Annotated in this window: 17 protein-coding genes and 1 tRNA gene; 17 read left to right on the top strand and 1 reads right to left on the bottom strand. The window is 65.6% G+C overall.

Going from position 1 to position 25,173, the window contains the following annotated elements; all coding sequences use genetic code 11:
• The first annotated feature begins 27 nt into the window (after positions 1-27).
• From PO605_RS10290 to PO605_RS10210, 17 genes are all read left to right on the top strand, one after another.
• Positions 28-624 (top strand): hypothetical protein, encoded by a 597-nt coding sequence (locus PO605_RS10290; RefSeq protein ID WP_272206428.1) that lies wholly within the window; start codon positions 28-30, stop codon positions 622-624.
• Complete coding sequence (locus tag PO605_RS10285) at positions 615-1,247, top strand: phage adaptor protein (protein ID WP_272206427.1); 633 nt, start codon at positions 615-617, stop codon at positions 1,245-1,247. The genes PO605_RS10290 and PO605_RS10285 overlap by 10 nt, the downstream gene beginning before the upstream one ends.
• Positions 1,248-1,338: 91 nt before the next feature.
• Positions 1,339-1,755, top strand: coding sequence for a phage tail fiber protein (locus tag PO605_RS10280; protein ID WP_272206426.1), 417 nt, complete (start codon positions 1,339-1,341; stop codon positions 1,753-1,755).
• A gap of 3 nt (positions 1,756-1,758) precedes the next feature.
• Positions 1,759-2,805, top strand: a complete 1,047-nt coding sequence (locus PO605_RS10275) for a phage fiber-tail adaptor protein (RefSeq protein ID WP_272206425.1) — start codon at positions 1,759-1,761, stop codon at positions 2,803-2,805.
• Between the two features lie 2 nt (positions 2,806-2,807).
• A complete protein-coding gene (locus PO605_RS10270; protein WP_272206424.1) occupies positions 2,808-4,652 on the top strand; it encodes a hypothetical protein in 1,845 nt (614 codons plus the stop codon).
• The gene (locus PO605_RS10265) at positions 4,649-5,086 is read left to right on the top strand and encodes a hypothetical protein (protein ID WP_272206423.1); all 438 of its coding nucleotides are present in this window, start codon (positions 4,649-4,651) and stop codon (positions 5,084-5,086) included. The genes PO605_RS10270 and PO605_RS10265 overlap by 4 nt, the downstream gene beginning before the upstream one ends.
• Positions 5,087-5,129: 43 nt before the next feature.
• Positions 5,130-7,709: a hypothetical protein gene (locus tag PO605_RS10260; RefSeq protein WP_272206422.1), complete on the top strand. Its 2,580-nt coding sequence runs from the start codon at positions 5,130-5,132 to the stop codon at positions 7,707-7,709.
• Complete coding sequence (locus PO605_RS10255; RefSeq protein WP_272206421.1) at positions 7,706-9,628, top strand: phage tail tip fiber protein; 1,923 nt, start codon at positions 7,706-7,708, stop codon at positions 9,626-9,628. The genes PO605_RS10260 and PO605_RS10255 overlap by 4 nt, the downstream gene beginning before the upstream one ends.
• Positions 9,625-10,044 carry a tail fiber assembly protein gene (locus tag PO605_RS10250; protein WP_272206420.1) on the top strand — a complete coding sequence of 140 codons (420 nt, stop codon included), beginning with the start codon at positions 9,625-9,627 and terminating at the stop codon, positions 10,042-10,044. Before PO605_RS10255 ends, PO605_RS10250 begins: the two co-directional genes overlap by 4 nt.
• On the top strand, positions 10,044-10,499 hold the full coding sequence (locus PO605_RS10245) for a GNAT family N-acetyltransferase (protein ID WP_272206419.1): 456 nt from the start codon (positions 10,044-10,046) through the stop codon (positions 10,497-10,499). Before PO605_RS10250 ends, PO605_RS10245 begins: the two co-directional genes overlap by 1 nt.
• On the top strand, positions 10,480-11,346 hold the full coding sequence (locus PO605_RS10240; protein ID WP_272206418.1) for a hypothetical protein: 867 nt from the start codon (positions 10,480-10,482) through the stop codon (positions 11,344-11,346). The genes PO605_RS10245 and PO605_RS10240 overlap by 20 nt, the downstream gene beginning before the upstream one ends.
• Positions 11,346-12,104, top strand: a complete 759-nt coding sequence (locus tag PO605_RS10235) for a phosphoadenosine phosphosulfate reductase domain-containing protein (protein ID WP_272206417.1) — start codon at positions 11,346-11,348, stop codon at positions 12,102-12,104. Before PO605_RS10240 ends, PO605_RS10235 begins: the two co-directional genes overlap by 1 nt.
• An 86-nt stretch (positions 12,105-12,190) precedes the next feature.
• Complete coding sequence (locus PO605_RS10230; protein ID WP_272206416.1) at positions 12,191-13,678, top strand: hypothetical protein; 1,488 nt, start codon at positions 12,191-12,193, stop codon at positions 13,676-13,678.
• Between the two features lie 62 nt (positions 13,679-13,740).
• Positions 13,741-22,485, top strand: coding sequence for an LPD38 domain-containing protein (locus PO605_RS10225; protein WP_272206415.1), 8,745 nt, complete (start codon positions 13,741-13,743; stop codon positions 22,483-22,485).
• 116 nt (positions 22,486-22,601) lie between these two features.
• Entirely contained in the window at positions 22,602-23,291 is a 690-nt protein-coding gene (locus PO605_RS10220; RefSeq protein WP_272206414.1) for an IPTL-CTERM sorting domain-containing protein, read from the top strand.
• Between the two features lie 18 nt (positions 23,292-23,309).
• Positions 23,310-24,245, top strand: coding sequence for a BclA C-terminal domain-containing protein (locus PO605_RS10215; RefSeq protein WP_082138076.1), 936 nt, complete (start codon positions 23,310-23,312; stop codon positions 24,243-24,245).
• Positions 24,246-24,763: 518 nt separating this feature from the next.
• Positions 24,764-24,843 (top strand) — tRNA-Lys (locus PO605_RS10210).
• Between the two features lie 115 nt (positions 24,844-24,958).
• On the opposite strand, the gene PO605_RS10205 is transcribed toward PO605_RS10210, so the two are convergent.
• Complete coding sequence (locus tag PO605_RS10205) at positions 24,959-25,156, bottom strand: hypothetical protein (protein WP_047474176.1); 198 nt, start codon at positions 25,154-25,156, stop codon at positions 24,959-24,961.
• Between the last annotated feature and the right edge of the window lie 17 nt (positions 25,157-25,173).

Here is a 25,173-nt window from a genome sequence, read left to right as displayed (position 1 = left end):
CGCACCATGGCCAGCTGGGAGAACTGGATGCCTGAGCTGGTACTGGCTGCCCCCAAGGCGCCGGTACCGCTCATTCACCTGGCGTTGAACCGCGCCGCGCGCACCTTTCTCAAGGCAACGCGCGCCTGGCAGGAATGGCTGGAGCCCACGGACGTGACTGGCGAGGCCTTCGCCGAATACACCTTCGAGCTGCCCCAGGGCGCAGAGCTGCTGCGCCTGGAGCGCGCCACGCTGGACGGCCGTCCGCTGGAAGTCGCCCAGAGCCGCGACCTGCCGGCCGACCCATGGCAGCACGAGTTGCGCGGCCGGGCCTACCTGGTCACGACGAACCTGCGCGAATTCACAGTACGCACGGGCAGCGCGGGCCGGCTGCAGGTCTACGCCTCGCTGATGCCGTCCCTGCGCGGCAACAGCGTGCCCGACGAGGTGGCCTCGCTCTACCATGAGGCGATCCGCGAAGGCGCCAAGGCCGAGCTGCTGGCCACCGAGGGCACGGACTACTACAAGCCCGACCAGGCCGGCGTGGCCCTGGCGTTCTTCCAGCGCGCCATGGATGACGCCACGGCCGACGTGTGGCGCTCCAACACCAGCCGCGGCTCGCGGGGGAGGGCGTCATGGCTTTGACCGTGGCCCAGCTGCTGGACGATGCAGCGCGCGACCTGCAGGACAAGGGGCACATCCGCTGGACCCGCGCGGATCTGCTGGACTGGTTCAACGCCGCGCAGCGCGCCTTTGCCGAGCAGCGGCCGGACCAGATGGCCCAGCCGCGCGACCTGGTGCTGGCCGACGGGTGGCGGCAGGAGCTGCCGGCCGGCGTGCTCACGCTGATCGACATCACCAACAACGCCAACGCCACGCAGCGGCGCATCACCAAGACCGACCTGTGGGTGCTGGACGCCGTGGCCGGCGCCTGGCGCTCTGGCTCCCCGGGCCGGGAGGTGCAGCACTACATGCACGACCTGGGCACGCCGCAGGAATTCCTGGTCTATCCGCCCGTGGCCGCCGGCACCAAGGTGCGCGCCATGGTGGGTGTCGCGGCCGTGGACCTGGCCGACGAGAACGGGACGCCCTCGGTTCCTGAGCGCTGGATGGACGCGCTGCGGCACTTTGTGCTGTTCCGTGCCTGGTCCATCGACGCCGAGTTCGGTGGCAACGCCACCATCGCGGCGGCGCACCGCGCCCTCTACAACGAGGCGCTGGGCATTCAGGCCCAGGCAGCAGCAACTACGGCCGTGGCGCAGAAGTAAGCGCAAGAAATCCCCGGTGGTGACCAAGCCTGCCTATACTGCGGGCAATTTCCACTGGGGCGCTGGAGTGCTCGGAACCATAGGAGCCGATATGGCTGGTTTCTCGACCTCCCTCGCCAACGCGATCATCAGCGCCACGCTGCGCAAGCAGGCCTTCCCGGCCATCCGCAACACCTTCTTCGCCCTGTTCACGGCCGACCCCACCGACGCTTTCACCGCCGGCACCGAGGTGGCTGCACCGTGGTACCAGCGCGTGCCCACGGGCGCCTTTGCCGCGCCCAACAACGGCGCCACCTACAACGCTGTGCGTGCGGAGTTTCCGCCCGTCACGGGCGCCCAGGTCACGGTCACGCACATCGGAATCATGGAAGGTGACTCGGCCACCGATGGCACGGCCACGCTCATGTATTCCGAGCCGCTGCCCAACCCGCGCACGCTGCAGATCAACGACGTGTTCCTGGTGGACAGCCAGGCCCTTACAGGCGACTTCACGCTGCAGCTGCTGTAAGCCATGAACCGGGGTGCACTCAATGGCTTCGCGCTGAACGGGCGGGTCTCCGATCCCGTGGTGCGCATCCGCGTGGACGCCAAGGGCTATGCCCGTGTGCGTGCCGGCGGGAGAGTGCTCGCCTATGCCGTTGTCCACTCGGCTCCGGCCGCTGCGCTCACCGGCCCGCTGGGCCGCGTGCATGCCAAGCTCTCGGCCGATTCCGTGGCGCGCGCAGCTGTCGAGGGCGTGCTGGGCCGGGTCCATGTGCGCAGCCTGCTGGCAGCCACGGGCCGCGCCATCGTCAAGGTCACGCTGCCGCCCGTGCGCGGGCGAGTGGCAGCTCAGGCCCGTGCCAGCGCCACGGTCACGGCCCACGTGCAGGCCCGCATTGGGGTGGACGCGGCCGCGCGTGCCAACTTCAAGCCCCAGGCGCGCCTGCTTCGCCGTGGCCCCGTGCAATCCACGCCCACCGCCCGTGGCTCTGCCGATGGCCGCATCTACGTGCGCCGCTGGCTGCGTTCGCCCGTGGACGGCAAGGGCCAGGCCTTTGTCGTCACGCAGGGGCGGGTCGAGGCGCGTCTGGCCGCGCTGGTCCAGGCAAAGGCTGCCATCACGGCCCGTGGGCAGCGCCTGGTGCGCGCGCCGCTGCAGGCCCAGGGCGTGGCCTTCATCGACATCGATCCCGCCGTGCACAAGCGCCTGCCCTTCGATGAGCAGGCGCCCGAATCCCGCACCTTCCTCGTGCCCGCAGGAATGACCACCTTCTACGTCACAGACCAGGGGCAAAGCATGTTCCGCACTTCCCCCATGCAGCCTGCAGACACGCAGGACTACGACATCGAGTTCGCCGACTGGTTTCCGCCCGGCGACGAGATTGTTTCCGTGCAGCTCAAGGTGCAGCCGGCCATGCCCATGCCGCCGTCCTTTGCCTTCGTGGGCCAGCGCGTGAAGGTCTGGATCTACGCGGGCGGCCTGAGCGGCCAGAAGTACCAGATCAGCGTGGCCGCCACGACCAACGACGGCCGCACGAAAGAGGTGGAGCTGATCGTGCCCATCAAGGAAAAATAGAAATGCCGCAGCTGTTCCTGAACAACTTCCAAACCCAGTTCATTGCCGACGTGCGCGCGGCGCCGCAGACAGGTGCCCCGGCCAGCGAGTTGGACTACGGCGTGCTGCGCGTGTCCGATGGCGCGGCCGGCGCGCTGCTGAATCCGCCCGCCGGCGGCTGGTACGTGCTGACAGCCTACAAGCGCAACGGCTCGCTCGAAACCGATTACGAGATCCTACGCGTCACGGCGGTGGATAACTCGGTGATCGGCGAATGCCGGCTCACGGTGCTCCGGGGCCAGGAAGGCACGGCGCCCCGGGCCTACAACTCGGGCGACCTGCTGGAGATGCGCATGACGGCCGGGGGCATGCGCGAGGTGGTGCAGACCGCCGACCCGCGCCTGACCGATGCGCGCGCGCCAACCGGCGTGGCCGGCGGCGTGCTGGCGGGTCAGTACCCGAACCCCACGTTTGCCCAGCCCATGGCCACGGCGGCGGATCTGCAGGGCAAGGTGGACAAGGTGTCAGGCAAGGGCTTGAGCGCCAACGATTTCAGCGACGAGGCAGCGGCAAAGCTCAACGGCGTGGCGACGGGTGCCACCAAGAACGCGACCGACGCGCAACTGCGGGACCGGGGCACGCACACGGGTACGCAGGCCATGGAAACCGTGGCCGGGCTGCAGGCAGCGCTCGACGCTGCCAAGCAGTTCGCCAACCTCACCGGCAAGCCCACCACCACCACGGGCTACGGCATCACTGATGCGCTGAACTCGAAGCCCGTCTTGCTTCCTGCCGGCTCAGACTTGAATCTTCTGCCTGATGAGAACCGGATCTATGACGGGTTCAATTTCAAGAACAGCCCGTGGGGTCCGGATATGTGGTGCTATGTGGAAACGAGGGCGCATACCTCGCCTAACTACCAGTATCAAATTACCCGGCTACTGACGGAAGAAAGTCCGGTGATGGAGCGCCGGAAAATGGGCGTTCTGGGATTCGGCCCATGGCGACTGCAGAGCGCTTTTGGGGTGCAACCCATTTCTAGTGGAGGAACTGGTGCGGCAACAGCAGCGGCGGCTAGGCAAAGTCTGTCTGTCAGGCAGTACGCTTATACAGGACTAACTTTCTATGTCCGTTCAGATGGCAGTGATGCGAACAGTGGCTTGACAGATAGTCCAGGAGGCGCGTTCAGAACCATTGCACAAGCAGTGTATGCTGCCAATCTGTATGACAGGGCCAACGTTTCTACCGTAGTCAAGATTGGTCCAGGTAATTTTTCTGGAGTCTATGTTGGTGCATCCTCTGCCTTTGGTGGAAATTTTATTTTTGAGGGCTCCGGACAAGGTGTCACGAACGTTGAGGCAGTAACAGGCACCTCTGCATTTTCGATTGCAGCTTGCCGAGTGACTATTAAGAATCTTTCATTGGTTACTGCACAAGGGAATATTAATACTTATTTGATATTGGCAGATCACAATTGTTTATTGGATATATACGACATCACCTTTGGTGGTAATGGAGTGGCTTCATATGTTTTAATGTACTCTGCCAATGGTGCTAATATTCTTGTTGGAAACATCACGATTAGCGGATCTTTCAGTTATGCCTTGAATCCTACATATGCAGGAAGAATATATGTCTCTGGTCAGAGAACTATATTTTTAAATGCCTCCTGCAGTGGCTATTTCATTAATGCTACTTCTAATTCGGTGGTGGCTTGGGCAAATACGACTGTTACTGGGACTCTTGGTGGGGCTGGAGCAAAGTTCTTTGCCGGAAGTAATTCAACGATCAACACGGGCGGTGCGGGAACAAACGCAGTACCTGGAGTGAACGCTGGAACTTTGACAACGGGCGGCCAAATCTCATGAAAACACCGATCTACCAACTCTCCCACGACAAGCTGGTGTTTCGCAAAAATGCGGATGGCACCACGTCCACCATCGCCATTACCGACACGCCCGAGTTTCCGAACCGTAATCCCGACTATCTGGCCTATCTGGCTTGGTGCTCGGCGGGCAACGTGCCAGCGCCTGCGGACCCGCTGCCGGTTCCCGTGCCCCCGACCATCACCCGCGCCCAGGGCAAGGCGGCTCTGATCCAGGCCGGCATGTGGCCGCAGGTGCTGGCCTTCGTGGCCGGCATCGAAGATCCCAACGAGCAACTGCTGGCCCAGGTCGCTTTGAACGACACGGTGAACTGGGAGCGCAGTAGCCCATTCCTCGCGCGTGTCGCCGTTGCGCTGGGCCTGAGCGAGCAGCAGCTCGATGAGCTGTTCATCGCGGCGGCGGCCGTGGTGCTGTAGCGGCCTGTCCGCACTGGTGCCAAGCCTGCCACGGTAGCAGGCCATGACCACCTACAAGCTGTCCGCATTCCCGGGCGAGGCGCCCAGCGTGTCCGACCGCGCGCTGGGCGCGAACTTCGCCCGGGAGCACTTCAATCTCTTCCTGCCCAGCGCCGAGTTCTGGCCGCTGGCCACCGACCGCCGCCACTCGGCATGCCTGGCTGGCACGCGCACGCTGCACCGCTTCGCGCGCGATGCCAGCGGCGCCGTGGTGCAGAACCCGGCCGCGCCCATCCGCTCCTGGGTGCAGGAGCTGTCCTTGGTCAAGGGCCAGATCAACGACGAGGCCACCGAGCGCACCTACCAGACCACCAACGACGGCAGCGCGGCGCCGCGTGCCCTGGACGTGCGCGGCAACGACCGGCTGCTGGGCGTGGTGCGCCCGGTCAAGCCCACCGTCACCCTGCAGGTGGTGGACGAGTTCACGACCGAGGAGGCCAAGACCTGGCTGTATGGCGACTTCGCCGAGCTGGTGCGCGCGGATCTGCTGGCCACGGTGATCCAGCACGAGGGTCACCAGGAGGCCATCCGCTGGGATGCCAGCGGCAAGGCCTATGCCGGCGCCACCTCCAACTACGGCCTGTCCCTGTCTACCGCCGTAGGCTCTGGCGCCTCGGCTGGCAACCTCTATGCCGTCGTCACGGCGGCCCGCGCGGCTGCATGCGAGATGGACACTACACGCCTGGGTGCCGTCAAGACAGCCAGCGGCTGGGCCATCCCACTGGCCGCCATGCCGTTCAGCTACCCGTTCCGCCGGCCCGCTCTGGTGGAGGCGCTGCAGCAGCATGAGTTTCCGGACACGGCCGGCGAGCGCTCCGGTGAAACCGTGCTCACGGCCGACCAGGCCAGCAAACTGGCCGACCTGGTGGAAGCCTCTGTGGCACCCGGCAGCAAATGCACCAACTGGCGCAGCGAGCTGGACAAGCTGCTCAAGGAATTCGCGGACCTGGCCCTGAGCAAGTCTTGGGCCGGCGCGGGCACGGCGCCGACGAAGCCCAGCGAGCCCAAGGTGGCCCAGTACCATTTCGACTCCGACAACAACGCCATCGAGCACCCCGATTGGGTGCAGTACCGGCGTGACCTTGAGGCGTACTACAAGGCCCTGGATGCCTACACCGACAGCAAGTCGGATGCCTCGGCCCAAGCCGGCAGCTTCAACGCGCGCCTGGTCGAGATCCAGCAGCGCTGCAGCACGCTGGTGTCCAGCATCCAGACCCAGCTGGCCAGCCAGTACATCGCGGCCACGGGCGACACGGCCGTGATCGGCACCTGGCTGGACCAGCTGGGCGGCGTGGCCGACCTGGCGGGCAAGACCGTGGAGCGCGTGGTGGACTCGCGCTTTTACGTCGTGGCCTTTGTGACCGACTGGGGCGAGGAGTCCGAGCCGTCGCCCATCTCCGACATGCTGGAGGTGGACCAGAACGACACCGTGACCATCCAGCGGCCCCAGGCCATGACGGGCGAGCAGCATGCCGCGCGCCACGTCGTGAAGTGGCGCATCTACCGCAGCAACGCCTCGGCCGCGGCGGCGGCCTGGCAGCTGGTGCAGGAGCTGCAGATCTCCGTGGCCAGCTTCCTCGATGACAAGAAGGGCGAGGAGCTGGACAGCCTGCAGCCGCAGTTCACCTGGGCCGCGCCCCCGTACCGCATGGACGGCCAGTACGAGGGCGACAACAAGCCCAGCGTGGGCGCCAACCCCTACCTGCGCGGGCTCACGGGCATGCCCAACGGCATCATGGCCGGCTTCATCGACAACACCGTGGCGTTCTGCGAGCCCTATGTGCCCTACGCCTGGCCCGTGGACTACCAGGTCACGACCGAGTGGCCCATCGTGGGCATGGCCGTGTTCGACCAGACGCTGTTCGTGGGCACGGCCGGCAATCCGTACTTCGTGACGGGCGCGCACTCGGCGCAGATGTCGGCCATCAAGCTGGACAGCAACCAGTCCTGCAGCGCCCGCCGCTCCATCGTTCCCGTGCAGGGCGGCGTGCTCTATGCCTCGCCAGATGGCCTGTGCCTGGCCAGCCCGGGCGGCGTGCAGGTGGTCACGCGGCAGCTGATCGCGCGCCAGGACTGGCAGCGCATGCAGCCATCCACCATGTTCGCGGCCGAGCACGAGGGCGTCTACTACCTGTTCTACGCCGGGGCCGGCGGCGGCTGCCTGGCGTTCAGCGCGCAGGACGGGGCCAAGCTCGGCCATGCCGACCTGGGCGGCGCCACAGTGACGGCGGTTTGGGTGGACCGCTTCAACGACCTCATGTACGTGGCGCGCGGCCAGGACATCCTGGAATGCTTCACGGGCGATGCCCTGCGCTCGGCGCGCTGGCGCACAGGCCTGGCCACCCAGGGCCAGCAGCTGCCGCTGGCCTGGGCCAAGGTCTACGGCCTGCAGGACGCCCAGCACCCGATCACGCTGCGCCTGTGGGGCGACGGCCAGCTGCAGCACACGGCCCGGTTCACCGACCTGCAGCCGCAGCGCCTGCCGCCCGGGCGCTGGCTGGAGCACCAGGTGGAGATCGAGGGCGCGGCCCGCGTCACCAGCGTGGTGCTGTGCTCGACCACGGAGGAGCTGCGCAGCGTATGACCAACCGCAAGAAGATCGACACGGGCGCGGCCCGCCTGCCGGCCCTGGCCCGGGTCAACGTCCAGGACAAGGCCCTGTCCAACTGGATGCAGGCCGTGACCGAGCACCTGGAAGTGCGCTCCGGCGCCCGGGGCAACGAGTTCGAGCGCGGCGTGACCCTGCGCGAGCTGCTGGACCTGCAGGGCTCGGTGCAGGGCGTCACCCAGCTGCTGGCCACCGACAAGACGCCGGGGGAGGGCGAGATCGTCATCGACCTGGGCGGCGGGCTGTCGGCCACGGTGGCCGTGGAGCGCTTCGCCCAATCCATCATCGAATCGCGCCTGTTCAAGAGCCTGGCCAAGACCCTGGACGACCCCAGCCGCTTCGACCACCTGGCGCAGGAGATCCGCGACGAGCTGCTGCGCTCCATCGCCGACGAGGCCGCCAAGCGCGGCGCCGAGGTGCGCGAGCTGCAGACCGTGGTGCAGAGCAACGAGCGCAGCCTGGCCATGGCCGTGCGCGAGGTCACAGCCAGCCTGCGCAACGCCAGCGCAGGCCTGCGCGCCACACAGGCGGCGTTCGCGGACGGCCAGCGGGCCATGGCCACCAACGTGCTGCAGCTGCAGGCCTCCCTGGGCAACTACTACCAGGACGGCAAGCCGGGCCGCGCCATGCTGGAGCAGGAGATGACGGTGCTGGCCGGCTACAGCGAGGGGCTGCGCGCGCAGTACACGCTCAAGGTGCAGGCCGGCGGGGCCCTGGCCGGCTACGGCATCGCGGCCGAGGAGGTCAACGGCAAGACTTCCAGCGCCTTCATCATCATGGCCGACAAGTTCGCCATCGTCTCCCCCAGCTACAACGCCGGCCAGATGAGTACGCCGCGGCCCGAGGACGTGGTGTTCGGCGTCGATGGCGACGGCATCTACCTGCAGCGCAACGTCTACCTCAAGGGCAACATGCGCATCGACGGCTTGGGCAAGAAGCTCGTGGACGGCCTGCGCGGCTCGGTGCTGCTGTCGGCCAGCGGCAGCTTCTGGAGCGATGCCACCGCGCGCCAAGCCGTCTGGCAGGCCCTGGGCAACAGCGGCAGCGCGCCCAACACCAACCACCTGGTCGTGGGCGATGCCGTGACCATCAGCAACGGCGCCGGCTTCACGCAGACGCGCCACTGGATGGGCGCGGCCTGGCTGATCCCGGCCGCCGTGCTCAACGGCGATCTGCTGGTGGACGGCACGGTAGCGGCGCGCAAGGTGGACACGCGCGGCCTCACCGTGCGCGACAACGCCGGCAACGTCATCCTGGACGCCAACGGCCTGGATGCGCAATGGCTGCGCAATCTCAAGGCCGCCCAGGTCAATGGCCTGGGGCCGCTGGCCACCAAGGACAAGGCCCGCATCGGCGACACCGTGGCGTTTCCGGACGGCACGACGCTGAACACCAGCGACTTCATCAACCGGCTGCAGCGCATCACGTCCAACAACATCGGCGTGTTCATGGACACGGCGGCCATTGGTACGGCCTATATCGGGCAGGCGGCCATTGGCACGCTGCAGATCGCAGGCGGCTCGGTCACGTCCATGACCAGCGATCTTGTGACCAGCCCCTTCACGCTGGCCCCAGGGGAGACAAGAACCATCTGCAACATCTGGATCGACAACCCCGCCAGTGGTGCCTCGGGCGTGGTGCTGATCGGCATGGCCCATTTCATGCCGAATGGCGGCTCGGGAGCCATCGGGCTGACGATTTCGCGCGGCGGCAATGCCTTGCGCTTCGCCGGAACTTCGGCTGCCGCAGGCTTTCAGCAATCCGCCCTGATTTCGGGGTTTGACGCTGGACCGCCACCCGGCGTTACCGTCTATTCGCTCCAAATCCAGAACCTTGAGGGAAGCACATTGCAAGTGTTCAGTGCCAATCTGGTCGGAACAGGGGGCCGTCGATGATTCATTTCATTCAGATCGATAGCGCGGGCAACATACTGCGTTGCGGTAACGCGCCTTTCAAATCCTTGCGTGAGATGCCCGGCGCGAATGCCTCATACCGTCGCATCCCTGGACCCCTGGGCGATCCCGACGCTTATTACTGGCGCGGGGGACTTGTCGAAAAACCGCCCAGGCCGTCCCATTTTCACCGCTTCGATCCCCAGGAGCAGGCGTGGAAACTGGACGATAACCTGGCATGGAGCGCTGTACGTGGCCAACGCGATGCACGCCTGGCCGCATGCGACTGGGTGACGCTGCGCGCCCAGGAGACGGGCGAGCCCATGCCGGCGCCCTGGCTTGCCTACCGGCAGGCCCTGCGCGACATCACCGATCAGCCCGACCCGCTGGCCATCGTGTGGCCCACGGCACCCGCCTGATGCGTGCCAAGCCTGCCACCGTGCTCGGCATGCCCCATTCCCTCGAATATGACCTCGACGCGGTGCTGCCCTTCATGCAGGGCCTGGTGCCGGGCTTGGCCCGCTCCCAGGACATGCGCGCGATCGGCCTGCGTCGTGGCGGCCAACTGGTGGCTGGCGTGCTCTATGAAGGCTTCAACGGCCGCAACCTCTGGATGCACGTCGCGGCCGAGCCCGGCGCGCGCTGGCTCGTGCGCAGCTACCTGCGCGCCTGCTTTGCCTATCCGTTTCTGGTGTGCGGCGTGGAGCGCGTCAGCGGCTACGTGAACGAGAGCAACGCCCTGGCGCGGCGCTTCAACGAGCACCTGGGGTTTCGAGAGGAAGCCCGGCTACATGGAGCGGCGCCGGACGGCGGCGACGTGCTTATTTTTGTGATGTGGAAAAAGGAGTGCAGGCATGCGCTGGCACACGACTGAATTTGATTTCCTGCCCGAGCGCGCGTTCTGGCCGCGTCCCGGCGGATCGATGACCATGGAAGGCGGCAAGGGCAGCAGCACGCCCGCCCCCGACCCGCGGCTGGTCGAAGCCCAGGTGAAAAACCTGGGCATCCAGGACGACATGATCCAGCAGATCATGGGCAACGCGAACGACATGGCGCCGTTGCAGAAGGAGCAAACGCAGTTCGCGCTGGACTCCTCCCGCACCGCGTGGGAGCAGTCGCAGTCTGACCGCGACTATGCACTGGGGCGCCGCGACAAGCTGACGGGCCTGCAGGACACCATGATCGAGGATGCGCGCACCTTCGACACGGAGGCCAAGCGTGAGGAGCTGGCGGGCCAGGCGGCTGCCGATGTCTCCAACGCCTACGAAAGCGCCAAGCGCACGCAGGGCGCAGAGATGGCCCGCATGGGCATCAACCCCGCTGATGGTAAGTATGGTGCCGCGTCCAATGCGCTGGCCGCCGGTGAAGCGCTGGCCACAGCGGCAGGCAAGAACTCGGCCCGAACCGCCGCGCGTGCGGAAGGCCGGGCGCTGACGGACCGGGCCTCGAACGCGCTGGCCGGCTATCCCGCCATGGGCATGCAGACGACGGCGGCCACGGCCGGCTACGGCGCCTCGGGCCAGAACATCGCCAATACCGGCCTGGCTGGCCTGAATTCCGGCTACGGCCAGGCGGCGGGCATGGCCGGCAACGCTGGCAACAGCGCGGCCAACATGTGGGGCCAGCAGTCCCAGGCCTACCAGCAGTCGCAGGCCACCCAGGGGGCCGGGACGGGTGCCATCGTGGGCGCGGGCTTGTCTGCTGCGGCCATGTTCTTCTGATGCGGGCTGCAGACATTGCCGACAGCGTGGGCCAGGCGATTACCGGCCGGCGCGCTGCATTGCATTTCAGTGGGGGCAAAGACTCGCTGGCATGCCTGTATCTGCTGCGTCCTCTGGTGGAGCAGGGCCTGCCGGTCTACTGGCTTTCCACGGGCGACACCATCCCGGAAACACGCGCGGTCGTGGACCAGGTGCGCGCGTGGATTCCAGATCTGCGCACCGTGCAGACGGACGTGCTCGCCTGGAAAGCAGCCCATGGCATCCCGAGCGACGTGACCACGGCGCAATCGAGCTGGATCGGCCGCGCCTACGGCATGAGCGACACGCCCCTGGTGGGCCGCATGGACTGCTGCGTGGCCAACCTGATGCAGCCCATGCACCAGCGCATGCTGGCCGACGGCATCGAGGTGGTGATTCGCGGCACCAAGTTGGCCGACACCGGCCAGGTGCCGGCGCGCGGCCCAGGCGATGCCTACGGGGTTTTGCTGCCGCTGCTGCACTGGAGCCATGACCAGGTGTTCCAGTTTCTGCAGGACGTGGGCGCCCCGTGCAATGCCGTCTACGACACCTTCCACGCCATCAGCGCGCCCGAGTGCCTGCACTGCAGCGCATGGTGGGACGACGGCAAGGCCGCCTATCTCAAGCAGCTGCACCCCGACAAGGTGGGGCAGTACCGAGCGAACCTGCAGACCATTCGCGCCGAGCTGGCGCGCCGGGTGCAGGAATTGGACAGCGAATTGAAGGAGTGCGAACGATGAATTTGGGAAATGGCTTCGCTGCGGGCCTGGCACAAGGGCAGCAATTCACCAGAGGCATATTCGATGCATACCGCGCCGGTCAGCAAATGAACGATGCGCGCGACCAGGCTGCGCAGAAAGAGGCGTTGAAGGGCATTGCCAGTGCCACAGCCGTGGAGTCCACGGGCTACACCGCCGACCAGGGCAAGGAGCTTGAAGGCCTGGCCGCCAACGGTTACAAGATCGACTTTGACGACGCACAGAAGGCCTATGTCGCTCGCAATGAAGCCGGCGACACCAAGACCATCGCCATGCAGGGTGTGACGGATTTCATGGGCGAGCGCTCGGCCGGCTCCCTGAGCCGCGAGCAGCAGGACAGCACGCGCATGCTGGCCATGGCCGACGTGATCGGCCGCACGGACCCCGAGCGCGGCCTGCAGATGCGTCAGCAGTTCCGCCAGGGCCAGCACGCTGAAAAGCGCCAGGCGCGCGAGGAAAAGCAGTGGGCCAGAGAGGATGGCATCGAGGCCCTGGACAAGGAGCTGGGCCAGGCCTTCGAGTCCTCGCTGATAGGAGAGGACGGCAAGCGCCGAGCCCCCACGGCCACGGACTACCTGCAGTCCAACCAGCAGCGTGCGTTCAAGCTGGCCCAGGGCGGCTACATGGCCGAAGCGGAAAAGGCGTTCAAGGACAATCTTTCGACCGCCCACATCAAGATCCAGATGGACGCGGCCGAGCGCAAACTGGCGCTCGGCCCCGCGATGGCCGCATTGGGCAGCGGGGACTATGGCGCCGTCGCCGAGTTCTACAACCGCTTCGTGCCCAGCGGCGCGAAGGTCACGGGCATCGAGGCGGACAAGGACGGCGGCCTCGTGATGAGCCGCACGGGCATCGATGGCAAGCCCTTGGCGCCGCTGCGTGCCAAGGACCAGCGCGAGGCTATGGCCATGCTCCAGTCCCTGGAGAACCCCGGCGCTCTCTACCAATACAGCCAGGACGAGTTCCGCAATCAGCTGCAGTTGAAGGCCGACAAGCGGGCCGATCAGGCCAGCCGCATCGCAGCCGGGGCTGATGCACGCGCTGCAGCAGCACACAAGCTCACCATGCAGGAGAAAGCCGAGAATCTCAAACAGAAGCGAGAGTTGCCCAGCATCCGCGAGGCACTGGCAAGGGAGGCAGACCCATCCATCTCGGAAGCCAAGATCCGGGGTGTGCGCGCGGGCATCGTGCCGGCACCAGGGGCTGACAAAGCCAAGGCCAAGTACGACTACGACCCTGTGAAGGTGCAAAAGGCATTTGGGGAAACCATCCCCGCCCGGTATGCGGGAGAGAAGGACACCGTGAAGCGCGATATGGACAAGGAGCGGCGCTTCCAGGAGTTCATGGCCGACAACCCGAACATTCGGGACGTGGACGAGGGGCTGGTGAAGTTCAACGCTGTTGACGTGAAGCGCACGAGGAGCGAGAAGGCGGGACGTGCCTCGGCCGTGCAGGCCGCCATGACGCCGGAAGCAATTGCTGCGACAGCTAAGAAACACAGCATGTCTGAAGATCAGGTGCGCGACATGCTGCGCTCAAAAGGCCTCATCAAGTAGGCGTGTCTGGGGGGCGTACCAAGCCTGACAGCCTCGACGGTGTTCCATCCGCGAGGTAATGCATGCCCCAGACCCCCAAAAGCACCACCGATGGCGGTGTTGACCTGTTCGAGATTGCCGGTATCGATCCCAGGCCGAAGAAGGAAGCCCAGGCCCCTGCCGGTGACGTGGACCTGTTCGAGTTGGGCGGCATCTCCATCGATGTGCCCAAGCCCAAGCCGCAGGGCATAGGCGGCTATGTGGCAGATGCTGTCACCGACGTGTTCAAACGCGCGGGCGCCGCCGCCCTCTCTGGCGTGGCTGCCGTGCCCGAGGCTGCACAGTCGGGCATTCGCGCCACAGTGCGCAGCGGCGCCGGTGGCGACCCTGCCACTGTCATGCCCGGCGGCGCCTTCATCCCAGGCATTGACACAGACGAGGCCATCAACGGCCCCATGACGCAGCAGCAGCGCGACCGCCGCGAGTTGCAGGCCGAGCGCGCGGCCGTGGGCGTGCGCCTGCCGGGCGCCGAGACGCTGGCCCGTGCCGGCCGCGATGCGCAGAAGGCCATCAACGACACGACCAGCCAGGCCACGCAGGACGCTGTGGCCAACTCCCAGATCACGGGCAACCTGCTCAAGGGCGAGATCGACTTCGGCAAGGACCCGTCCGTGCGCGGCTTCCTGATGCAGGGCGCAGACGTGTTCGGTTCGATGTTCCCCGTGGTGGCCACGGCGCTGGCCACGCGCAGCCCGGGCGCAGCCGGCGCGGTGGGCGGCGCCATGGCAGCGGGCGAGGGCGTGGAGAACGCGCGGGAGTTCATCGCCAAGCAGTCGCACGAGCAGCTGCTGGACACCAGCCCACTGTACCGCCGCATGATCGATGCCGGCGCGGCGCCCGACGAGGCACGCCGCATCACCAGCGCCAAGGCCGAGTACGCCTCGGCGCTGCTGCAGGGCGCCGTGGCCACGTTCGGCGACCGCTTCACCGGCAAGCTGGTGACGGGCGGGCTCGACCCTCTGCTGGCCCGCGTGGCCGGCCGCTCGGTGCTGGGCAAGACGGCGGCCGGTGCTGGCATCTCGGGGCTGGAAGAGGGCACGCAGGAGCTGGCCGAAGGCGTGGCCTCGGACCTGGGCACCAAGAGCGTTGCCCACGGCAAAGAAATCGGCGAGGACTCGGCCGCCAACTTCGTGCTTGGCGCGCTGGGCGGATCTGCACCAGGTGCTGCCCGGGGCGTGGTGGCCGGCGTGAAGGATCGTAGGGGCGGCCAGGCGGATGCTGGCGGGCGCAACACGGTCATCGACGTGACCTACAAGGATGCCGAAGGCAACACGGTCACGGACGTGGCCACGACCGCAGATGCTGGCCAGAGCGACGGCGCTGCAGCTGCGTCTGCTCCGGCACCGGCACCGGCGCCGGCACAGACGGAGCAGCACGCCGAGCAGCAGCGCGTGCAGCAGCCCGATGGCACGCCCGAATCCATGGACAGCACCACGGCTGCCACGCGCCTGGCCGAGCTGGAGGTGATCGACAGCACCACGGGCCTGAACCCGGTGCAGCAGGAGGAGCGTGCAGCACTGGCCCAGCGCCTGGAGCAGGATGCTGCGCGCGAGGCCGAGCTGGAAGCCCTGGGCGATGAGCCCCAGGCCGTGGCCGCCGAAGCTGCTGCGGCCGAACAGGCCCCGGCGTTTGATCCTGGTGCAGTGCGGTCCAAGACCTGGCCCCAGTTCGTGCACGAGCGCGGCGAGAAGGTGGCCACCCTGCGCCGGGGCACGCCCATCTGGGACCAGCTGCAGCACGAATGGGCCGCAGTGAAGACACGCCGCGCCGGCGCCAACCCCGAGGGCACGGGCGCCGCCGGCACGCCCGTGCAGGAGATCCAGAACCGCGACCGCAGCCGGCCGGCCAGCGTGGTGCAGATGCAGGGCATGGCCCAGAACCCCGACTACCTGCGGCTGGGCGTCTCGCGCAGCCCCGAATCTGGCGCGCCCATGGTGTTCGCCGTGGGCGACCAGGCCGACGCCGTGCAGGCGCTGGGCCGGGCCGACGTGGCCGTGATGAGCGATGGCCAGCGCGTGCCGTTCCGCTACGGCGTGATGGAGGCGGCCGATGTGCAGCCGTCCAACTTCGCGGACGGCGCCGTCAATCCGCTGTTCGACGCAGCGCACCCGGGCACGGTCAAGGCCTTGAACAACGGCCGCGTGGCAGGCCTGCGCGCTGCCTACGAGCGCGGCACTGCCGACGCCTACCGGCAGGAGCTGGCCGCCGACAGCGACATGCACGGCATCGATCCTGTCTCCATTGGGAACATGCAAGCCCCTGTGCTGGTGCGCCTGTATTCCGAGAAGGACAACCAGATCAACATGGGCGCCAAGAGCCAGAGCCAGGCCCTGGGCCTGTCCGCCACGGAGCAGGCCGCCACGGACGCCGCCCTGGTGGACGGCGGCGTGCTGGATGTGTTCGACAGCGGCGCCCTGGACAGTGCGGCAAACCGGGACTTTGCCCGCGCGTTCATCGGCAAGCTGCAGGAGCAGGGCCAGGACGTGGCCGGCATGATGGATGCGAGCGGCGCGCTCTCACCGGCCGGCGTCACCCGCCTGCAGGCGGCTCTGGTGCACAAGGCCTACGGCGATGGTGACCTTGTTGAATCGCTGTTCGGCTCCACCGACAACGACATCCGCGCCATCGGCGAATCCCTCAAAACCGTAGCTGGAGAGTGGGCCAACCTGCGCCTTGCGGCCGAGCGCGGCGCCATCAACGCCGAGGTGGACGTGACCGAGAACCTGCTGCAGGCCATCCGCCTTGTGCAGAAGGCCCGGCGCGAGCGCGCGGCCCTGCACGATGCCGTGCAGCAGGTGGACATGCTGACGGGCGACGTGCCCGATGCCCTGACGGTGGGCATGCTGCGCCTGCTGTACAGCGGCCACTACCTGACCCGGCCCGTGGGCCGCGACCGCCTGGTGGAGTCGCTGCGCGCATACATGGGCGCAGCCTTGGCGACATCGGCCAGCGGTGATATGTTCGGCGAGCAGGTTGGCCCTGCCGCGATCCTTGCCGCACTGAGCGGCCAACCCGTCCCACAGCGACAACAGACCAATGACACAAGCACAGACTCCCAGCAAGCCACAGCCCCGCAAGGCAGCCGAGAACCCCCTGGCAGCGATGCTGCTGGGGAGCGTGCTGATGCAGCAGGGCCAGAAGCACGGCGACAAGAGCCAGACGGAGCAGGGCGAGCAGCTGCTGGAGATCGCGCAGAACGCCCAGGGCAAGAAGCCGACACCGACAGCGGCGCCGTAGCGCCCGCGCTGGAGCTTTCCAGCTACACCCCCGAAGAAATCCAGGCCCAGCAGGCCCAGCAGCAAGAGGCCGAGCAGCGCCGTGCACGGGAGGATGCCCAGGCCGAAGCCCAGGCGCGGGCCGAGCGCGAGCGCAAGGAAGTAGGCGAGCGCCAGGCCGCCAGCGCTGAAAACTTCCAGTTGGGCCAAGACGCGAAGGATGCCCTGAGCGGCCAGCAGGGAGTATTCGACAAACCGGCCGCCGCCGGGCCAGCGCGGCCAGACACTGCTGCAGCACCTGCAGCACCTGCAGCACCTGCAGCACCTGCAGCACCTGCAGCACCTGTAGCGAGCCTGCGGCCCAAGCTGCGTGACACGCGCGGCACAGGCGTTCGCCTGCATGGCACCAGCCGCCCGCTGCCCGAAGGCGGCCCTACCAACGATGGCGTCTACCGCGGCAACGTCCTCAACATCTACGGCCAGGGCTTCTACACCACAGACGCCGCCGACATCGCCGCCGGCTACACCCGCAAAGGGCAGGGCGGCGAGCCCACGCTGTATGAGATTGCCGAGCACTCCCCTGTCCGTCTGTATGACATGGATGCTCCGATGGAGCCAGAAGTGCAGTCCATGGCCAAGCGCGTTCTGGACGACCTGGCCCGCGATGAGAACACGGAGACGGGCGAGCGCATCACCACGCTGGCCCAACTGTTCGATGAAGCGCGCGCCGAGTCTCGCTACGAAGGCGTGAGTGCGGACGAGCTGCAGGAGCGCTTCGATGGCATTCGCTACAACTTGGAGGACATGGGCTATCGCGGGTTTGCGCATGTGGGCGGCGGAAAAACCGGCAACCAGGCCCACAAGGTGAACATCTACTGGTATCCCGAGGATGATTTGTCCGTCACGCGCAGCGAGCTGTCCCGCTTTGAGGAAGGGGCTGAGCAGCCGGCGGGAGTACCGTTCAAGCGCGCGGAGAGTTCCGTGGCGCCCACCATGACGGCCGACCTGGCGCAGGAACTGCTGCGCATCGCTGGTGGCGCGGCGCCGGCGGGCGCGCGCCATGCGCCCCAGGCACCCATGGCGCGCGTGCAGAAGGTCGTGGACGAAGTACGCCAGGCCTGGGCCAACGCGCCGCGCATCAATGTGGTGTTCGACCTGCAGGACCCGCGCGTGCCACAGGAGGCGCGCGACACGGAGCGACTGCAGGCGGCCGAGGGCGCGGAGGGCGTGCCCAAGGGCTTCTATTTCGATGGCGAGGTCTACCTGGTGGCGAGCCAGCTGGCCACGCCCGAGGAAGTGGCTCGCGTGCTGTACCATGAGGCGCTGGGCCACCACGGCCTGCGCGGCGCCTTCGGCGAGAAGCTGGATGCGGTGCTGGACCAGATCATCGTGGCCCGCCCCCGCGAGGTGCGCGCCAAGCTGCAGGAGTATGGCGAGCTGGACGACCTGGTGGGCCGGCGCTACGCGGCCGAGGAGGTGCTGGCCGAGATGGCCGAGACACAGCCGCAGCTGGGCTTTGTCCGCCGCGCCGTCGCCGCCATCCGCGCCTGGCTGCGCACCCATGTGCCCGCGCTGCGCGACCTGGCCATGACGGACGCGGAGATCATCCGCGACTTCATCCTGCCTGCGCGCCGCTGGGTGGAGCGTGGTGCGGCGGCCGCTGCATCGGCGGTGTCGGCACGGCCCAAGTACAGCCTGGACAGCGGCGCAGGCCGTCGGGCCTTGCAGGAGCTGTCCCAGCTGGACGACCTGTTCACCTTCCCGAAGTCGAAGCAAACGGATCTGAAGGCCATCGCCAAGGAGCACGCTCCGGACATCGAGGTGAGCAAGCCGGTGAGCATTGCCGGCCGGCAGGAATACACGTTGAAGATGCCGGATGGCAAGAAGGCCACGCTGTCGGTGCGCCAGCCCAACCCCTACGGAGAGCAGGTCTACGACATGCTCTACACGGCAGAGGGCATGGAGGCCGTGGCCGGTAGGCCTGGCGAGAACCCGGAGGATGTGCCTCCGACCACGGACGTGTGGCTGGACGTGTCCAAGTTATCCCGGGGGGACTCGGGTGCCATGGCGTACAGCATCGCCGCCACCTTCGCGCACAACACGGACAGCATCTTTATCGGCGACCCGCACGGGCTGAGCAAGACCGCGCTGCGTCGCCGGTTGGAGCAGATGCTGTCCAGCGCGTTGAAGTTCGGCACCACGCGCCACCTGGCGCCGCACCCCGACCAGACGCGCGGTGGTCACGGAGTGCCGGGCTTGCGCTGGGTCTATGGGGATGACGTCGGCAATGTGGAGCGCATGATTGCGGCGAGCGTGGCTGCCACGGATAATGCGTTCCCGACCTCAAACCAGATTGAATATGACGCAGACAGTGGATCGTTCCGACTTTCCAATTCCGGGAAGCAACTATCAAGACAGCAACTGGCTGGCTTGGTTGGACAATCCCTCCGAGCAAGACGTGCAGTGGCTGGAAGCGGACCGGCAGAAGCGGAAGCTGGCTGGAGAACAGTTGCGCGAGCGGCTGTCTGGCGTGCCCTTCTACGCGGAGAGGGCAGCGCGGGTGAAGGCAATCGACGGGGACGAGGCGCTGTACTGGGAAGGTTTGCTGAGCGGCACGCACAAGTTCTAGGCGACCCCAGCCCCAAGCTGCGCGTTTTCTACAGCCGCGGCCCCGCTGCCGGCGCGGCCACGCCGGAACCCTCCAAGGGCAGGCTGGGCCGTCTGCAGGACAAGGTGGCGGACCTCACCGGCTACCGCTCGGTGGATGACTTCCTGTATTCCTGGCAGGACAAGTTCATCGATCTCAAGCGCATCCAGGAACACATCAAGGCCCTGAACGGTACCGTCACCGAGACGAACGACGCCTACCGGGGCGAGGAGCTGTACCACAAGCGCGTGGCCAAGCGCGCCGGCAACTTCTTGCGCGATGAGGTGCGACCACTGCTCAAGCGCATGAATGAGGCCAAGGTGGCCATCGAGGAGCTGGAGCGCTTTCTGCACGCCAGGCACGCGCCCGAGGCCAACCGCGTCATGGCCGAGCGCAACCCCGGCTCCCAGCAGTTGCAGGCCCAGCGCGATGCCGCTGGCAAGACGGTGGAAGATCTACGCCGCCAGCTGCAGCGCGCCCAGGCCCGGGGCATGGCCACCGGCCCGGTGCAGAAGGCGCTGGGCCAGGCCCTCATTGACCAAGACCGCTGGAACAGCGCCGAGGCCTTCGATGGCACCGAGGAGGAACGCCTGTCCCTGTCAGGCATGAGCGACGCCGAGGCGGCGGCGGTGATGGCCGGCTACAGCCCGGAGCAGCGCCGGGTACTGGACGAGTTAGCCGCGCGCGTGGACAGGATGAACGAGGGCACCCTGAAGACTCTGGAGAGCTACGGGCTCATGGACCAGGACACGCTGTCGGCCTGGCGCAAGACCTACCAGCACTATGTGCCTCTGCACCGCGACGAAGCCCACCCGGACAGTAAGGCCCATCCCATCGGCCAGGGTTTCAGCACCAAGGGAGATGCATCGAAGAGGCGCACGGGCTCGAACGAGCGCGTGACCAACATCCTGAGCCACATCGTCATGCAGCGCGAGGCGGCGCTGACGCGCGGCGAAAAGAACAACGTGGTCAAGCGCATGTACCTGCTGGCAGCGCAGAACCCTGACAAAGAGCTTTGGAGTCTGGAACTGCCCAAGAAGAAGGCGCTGGACCCGGATACGGGCCTGGTCAAGACCATGGTGGATCAGGGCGCCAAGGCGCGCGACAACGTGGTGACGGTGCGCATTGGCGGCAAGGATCGGTACATCGTCTTCAACGAGCGCAACGAGAAGGCCGTGCGGTTGGCCGTGGCCATGAAGAACCTGGACGCCAGGGAACTGGACCGCTTCACTCGGATTGCAGCCTGGATCACGCGCTGGTTCGCATATGTGAATACCCAGTACAACCCTGTGTTCGGTGTCATGAACCTGGCGCGCGATCTACAGGGCGCCATGCTGCAGTTGTCCACTACGCCACTGGCCGGCAAGCAGGCCGAGGTGTTTCGCAACATCCGCCGGAACACGCGCGCCATCTACAAGGAACTGCGCCGCGAGCGCAAGGAAGAGGGCGCACCCACTGGCCAATGGGCGCAGCTGTGGGAGCAACTGCAGCTCGATGGCGGCACGACAGGCTACCGCGACCTGTATGCCGATCCCAAAGACCGCGCCAAGGCACTGCAAAAGGCGCTGGACCAAGCTGGCCAGAGCACGTCAGCTGCCGCCGGCGGCCGGGCCCTGCTGGGCTGGCTGTCCGACTTCAACGAAACGCTGGAGGCGACCACGCGCCTCGGTGTCTACAAGGCCGCGCTGGACCAGGGCATCAGCCGCCAAGAAGCTGCCAGCATCGCCAAGAACATCACGGTGAACTTCAACCGCAAGGGCCGCAACACCTCGGTGGTGGGGGCGCACTTTGCGTTCCTCAACGCGGCAATCCAGGGCAACAAGCGCATGCTGGAGACGCTGGCGGGGCCTGCCGGGCGCAAGATCATGATGGGTGGCGTGGCCCTGGGCATGGCGTCGGCCATGGCGGGGTACTTGATGATGGGCGGCGGCGATGGTGCCGACGACGAATGGAAGAAGATCCCCGAGTTTGTGAAGGAGCGGGCGATCATCATCCCGCTGGGCAGGCAGGACTATGTAGCAATCCCGCTGCCGCTGGGGTTCCATGTGTTCCCCAACATCGGCCGCACCATTGTGGAGATGGCTGTGCATGACGACCCGACCAAGAGCCGAATGGGGCACGTCCTGGACATGGCCGTGCTGGCCCTCGATGCCTACAACCCGCTGGGCGGGTCTGCTGATCTGGGGCAGATGGCGTCGCCCACCTGGTTTGATCCCGCGCTGGCCCTGGCTCGCAACAAGGACTGGACAGGACGGGAGATCTACCGAGAGGACCGGAATTCAAACGACCCGACGCCGGGCGCGAGCCGGGTGAAGGATTCGACTGCGGAGCCTTACCGCTGGATGGCCACCTTTGCCAATGCCGTGACGGGCGGCAACGAATGGCGGCCCGGCGCTGCCAGCCCGACGCCAGAGGCCATCGAGTACTTGGTGGAACAGATCACTGGCGGCGTGGGCCGCGAGTTGAACAAGGCCGTGGCCATGGCCACGTCCGCCTTCACTGGCGAGGAACTGGCGCCGCACCAGGTTGTTCTGGCAGGCCGGCTCTATGGGAACACGCGCGGCGCCAACGGCCAGAGCAACGCCTATTACGAGAACCTCAAGCGAATCAATGTCAGCGAGAACGAGTTCAAGGCCCGCGTTCAGCGCGGCGAGGATGCAGATGCGGTGCTGGCTGACGTTCCTCTGGCCAGGGCCCATGACGCAGCCAAGGCACTGGACAAGAAGATTTCGGATCTCCGCAAGTTCCGCCGCAGCGTACAGGCGAGCGAGGTTGCGGACAAGCGCGATCAGGTCAGGGCTATCAATCAGGAGATTGAGCTGTCCATGCGTCTGCTGAATCACGAAGTACACCGAACGCTAGGGTCAGCGAAAGTCTCTCAATCGTGGGAAGGCAAACGCGAATGACTTCTTGATTAAAGAGTTCAATGTTTTGCATATTGTTTCAGTTGACAATGCTTGACACTTTTAACGCATAACTGTGACCGTGCCCTGCGGTCCTGATGCCCAGCGGAGCTTGCTTGATGACGTTTTCTCTTTCGCGATGGCTGGCAGGGGTCGGCTTTGCTTTCCTACTCTCCTCCAATGCCGCGGCCCAGTGGTCCTATCCACCGGGCAGCTCTCTGGTTGTCCCGCCGGGCGGGGCCGTGGACCTGTCCTGCTCTGCGCTGGACATGCAAGGAACCCTGGACCTGGGAGGCGCGCTGACCGTCGATTCTTCGGCTACGTTCGCAAGTACCGCCGCCATCACCAACAGTGGCGGAACGCTGTCGGTGGGTGGTGACCTGCAGATCAACGGATCACTGAATGCCGGCAACAACACGATCGAGCTGCGCGACGGCTGCGATCCGGGCAACACCAGCCAGCTCAGCGGCACCCTGGTCGTGCAGAACCTGACCATCAAGAGCAGCACGGGCCGCACCTTTGTGCTGCCTGTCGGGGCAAATATCACCGTGCTCGGGACGCTGACCGTCGAGGGAGTGCCTGGTCAGCCTGTGGTGCTGCAGGCTGCCAGCGGCACTGCGGTCATCAACCTGGGTCCCGGTGCGACGGTGGTACGCACCAATGCGACGGTTCCGCCCACTGTGCAGATCGGTGCAGGTCCCGGCCCATCGGCTGCGGCCATTCCCACATTGAGCGAATACGGGTTGGTACTTCTTTCTCTGCTGATGGGACTGACGCTCTGGCGTCAGCGCCGCACTGCACAACGTTGATTACACCACTTCCAGACCATGAAAAACATGAAATTCACGCTGCGCTCTGTCTCTTTCGCCGCGGCCATCGCCTTGAGCGGCGCTGCAATGGCGGCTCCTGGCGGTGCCGACATCACCATCACACCACCGGCCAATGGTGGATTCGTCATCAAGAACAATGCAGGCAATGCAGAGCGGCTCCGGGTGATGGAAACAGGCGATGTATATCTGCCCAACCTGTCCAATACAACGGAGGCTGGCAGCGTGGCCTGCTATGACGACGCGTCGGGACGACTGGGTAAGTGCGCGGCAGGCGCGATTGTGGGGAACCCGGGCCCGACAGGAGCCACCGGAGCGACCGGGGCCACAGGACCGGCAGGCGCGACTGGCGCCACTGGCCAGGCAGGCCCGGCGGGACCCACAGGTCCGATTGGCCTTCAAGGTCCAGCGGGCCAGACAGGCGCTCAAGGCCCCATTGGTGCCACGGGCCTTCAAGGTCCCACGGGGGCGCAGGGTGATATTGGCTTGCCTGGCCCAACGGGCCCCACCGGACCAGCAGGGGCTGGAGGAACTACTGCCACCTCAATGGCTGCTCACAACACTAGCGGTTCTGTAATAGCTGTGGTTCTCGGTGGGACCGATATTCCATTACCTAACTCGCAGAATCTTTCTGGTTTTGTGGTCAATGGTTCAAATACGATATTTACGGTTGCTTCGAGCGGCAGGTATAGAGTTAAATATTCTATTAAAATTACTAACAATATGCTTGTTTCGGCAAGGGTTCTGTTGAATGGTGCAGCAGTTGATGCGCTTACAGAGAATACAGCGACCAGCGTCTCAAGATTCGATGGTGAATCAATTATCACTTTGAGTGCCGGCGATATACTGAATGTTCAATTCTTTGGAATGCTTGGGGCGGTGACTTTGCAGTCAGGTAGCGGCGCTGCTCTAATCGTGGAAAAGTTAAGCGATTAGTATATTTAAATTATCATAAAAGCGAGCGTCAGGCTCGCTTTTTTTGTTACGTGACTGTAGCCTAAAGAATCGTATTTTTGATAAAGGAGAGTCTCGAGGTCTTCAAATGGTCTGCGTGTGTCTGAGGGAAGATGGAGGGGTGAAGTCGATGTGGCTGGGGTTCGGGCCTACACATGATTAACCCTTTGGAAGGGTGTTGTGTAAGTTGATCCGAAGGCTGGGATGTTGTCCTGCGGAGGGGAAGACGTAGGAAAGATGTAGCCACCTACATAGGCCCACGATGCTCCTTACAGCACGGAAGGTGCTTAGGCTGATCAGCGCGGAGCTGGAAGCCTCCACACATCGTTGCTACGAGGCAACGGCGGGATTACTGGCCGAGCCCAGAGCAAACAGCTGACTAGCCATACAGCTCTTTGCTATGACCAAAACCTGCCCAAAGTAGGCTGAAATAGTGTGAAAAAGGCATAACTTTGAAAAAACCAGAAGCGTGGCCATCGCTGCAAGTTGTTGATAAAAAAGGGCTTTTCTATTATTCCTATTTCGGCGGATCGGACTTTTAATCCGTTGGTCGCGAGTTCGAATCTCGCAGGACCCACCAAAGAACACAAGGCCTCGTAGCAATACGAGGCCTTTTTTCTTTGCTATCGAAGAAGTAGCAAGATGGGGCCGAAATTTCCAGGCCGCGTTCCGCAACTCTGGGCGTGTTCCGCAATTCACCGAACGGGCTTCACCTTCTTGCCCACCTTGTGGCGGATGTACTGGGCGGTCATGCGCTCCGTCGTGTGCTCCAGCCGTATCCCGCCGTCGTCATCCAACGTGTTGGCGGCCGTGGCGCGCAGGCCCCGTGGCTGGAACTGCGCCTTGGGAATGCCGGCGGCATCCCGAGCGGCGTCGAAGCGGCCGCGGAGCATGTTCTTGGTCAGAGGCT

This window comes from Delftia sp. DT-2 (assembly GCF_028401915.1).
Lineage (GTDB): Bacteria > Pseudomonadota > Gammaproteobacteria > Burkholderiales > Burkholderiaceae_C > Comamonas > Comamonas tsuruhatensis.
Note: the sequence above shows the minus strand (reverse complement) of the source record. Positions and strands in the feature narration are given on the sequence as shown.

What these genes read in the sequence shown, in the direction of transcription:
- PO605_RS10235 (WP_272206417.1), top strand. Translation starts at nt 11,346, where the DNA reads ATGCGGGCTGCAGACATTGCCGACAGCGTGGGCCAGGCGATTACCGGC.
- PO605_RS10225 (WP_272206415.1), top strand. Translation starts at nt 13,741, where the DNA reads ATGCCCCAGACCCCCAAAAGCACCACCGATGGCGGTGTTGACCTGTTC.
- PO605_RS10275 (WP_272206425.1), top strand. Translation starts at nt 1,759, where the DNA reads ATGAACCGGGGTGCACTCAATGGCTTCGCGCTGAACGGGCGGGTCTCC.
- PO605_RS10205 (WP_047474176.1), bottom strand. Translation starts at nt 25,156, where the DNA reads ATGCTCCGCGGCCGCTTCGACGCCGCTCGGGATGCCGCCGGCATTCCC.
- PO605_RS10250 (WP_272206420.1), top strand. Translation starts at nt 9,625, where the DNA reads ATGATTCATTTCATTCAGATCGATAGCGCGGGCAACATACTGCGTTGC.
- PO605_RS10215 (WP_082138076.1), top strand. Translation starts at nt 23,310, where the DNA reads ATGAAAAACATGAAATTCACGCTGCGCTCTGTCTCTTTCGCCGCGGCC.
- PO605_RS10270 (WP_272206424.1), top strand. Translation starts at nt 2,808, where the DNA reads ATGCCGCAGCTGTTCCTGAACAACTTCCAAACCCAGTTCATTGCCGAC.
- PO605_RS10280 (WP_272206426.1), top strand. Translation starts at nt 1,339, where the DNA reads ATGGCTGGTTTCTCGACCTCCCTCGCCAACGCGATCATCAGCGCCACG.
- PO605_RS10230 (WP_272206416.1), top strand. Translation starts at nt 12,191, where the DNA reads ATGAACGATGCGCGCGACCAGGCTGCGCAGAAAGAGGCGTTGAAGGGC.
- PO605_RS10285 (WP_272206427.1), top strand. Translation starts at nt 615, where the DNA reads ATGGCTTTGACCGTGGCCCAGCTGCTGGACGATGCAGCGCGCGACCTG.
- PO605_RS10240 (WP_272206418.1), top strand. Translation starts at nt 10,480, where the DNA reads ATGCGCTGGCACACGACTGAATTTGATTTCCTGCCCGAGCGCGCGTTC.
- PO605_RS10265 (WP_272206423.1), top strand. Translation starts at nt 4,649, where the DNA reads ATGAAAACACCGATCTACCAACTCTCCCACGACAAGCTGGTGTTTCGC.
- PO605_RS10245 (WP_272206419.1), top strand. Translation starts at nt 10,044, where the DNA reads ATGCGTGCCAAGCCTGCCACCGTGCTCGGCATGCCCCATTCCCTCGAA.
- PO605_RS10290 (WP_272206428.1), top strand. Translation starts at nt 28, where the DNA reads ATGCCTGAGCTGGTACTGGCTGCCCCCAAGGCGCCGGTACCGCTCATT.
- PO605_RS10255 (WP_272206421.1), top strand. Translation starts at nt 7,706, where the DNA reads ATGACCAACCGCAAGAAGATCGACACGGGCGCGGCCCGCCTGCCGGCC.
- PO605_RS10260 (WP_272206422.1), top strand. Translation starts at nt 5,130, where the DNA reads ATGACCACCTACAAGCTGTCCGCATTCCCGGGCGAGGCGCCCAGCGTG.
- PO605_RS10220 (WP_272206414.1), top strand. Translation starts at nt 22,602, where the DNA reads ATGACGTTTTCTCTTTCGCGATGGCTGGCAGGGGTCGGCTTTGCTTTC.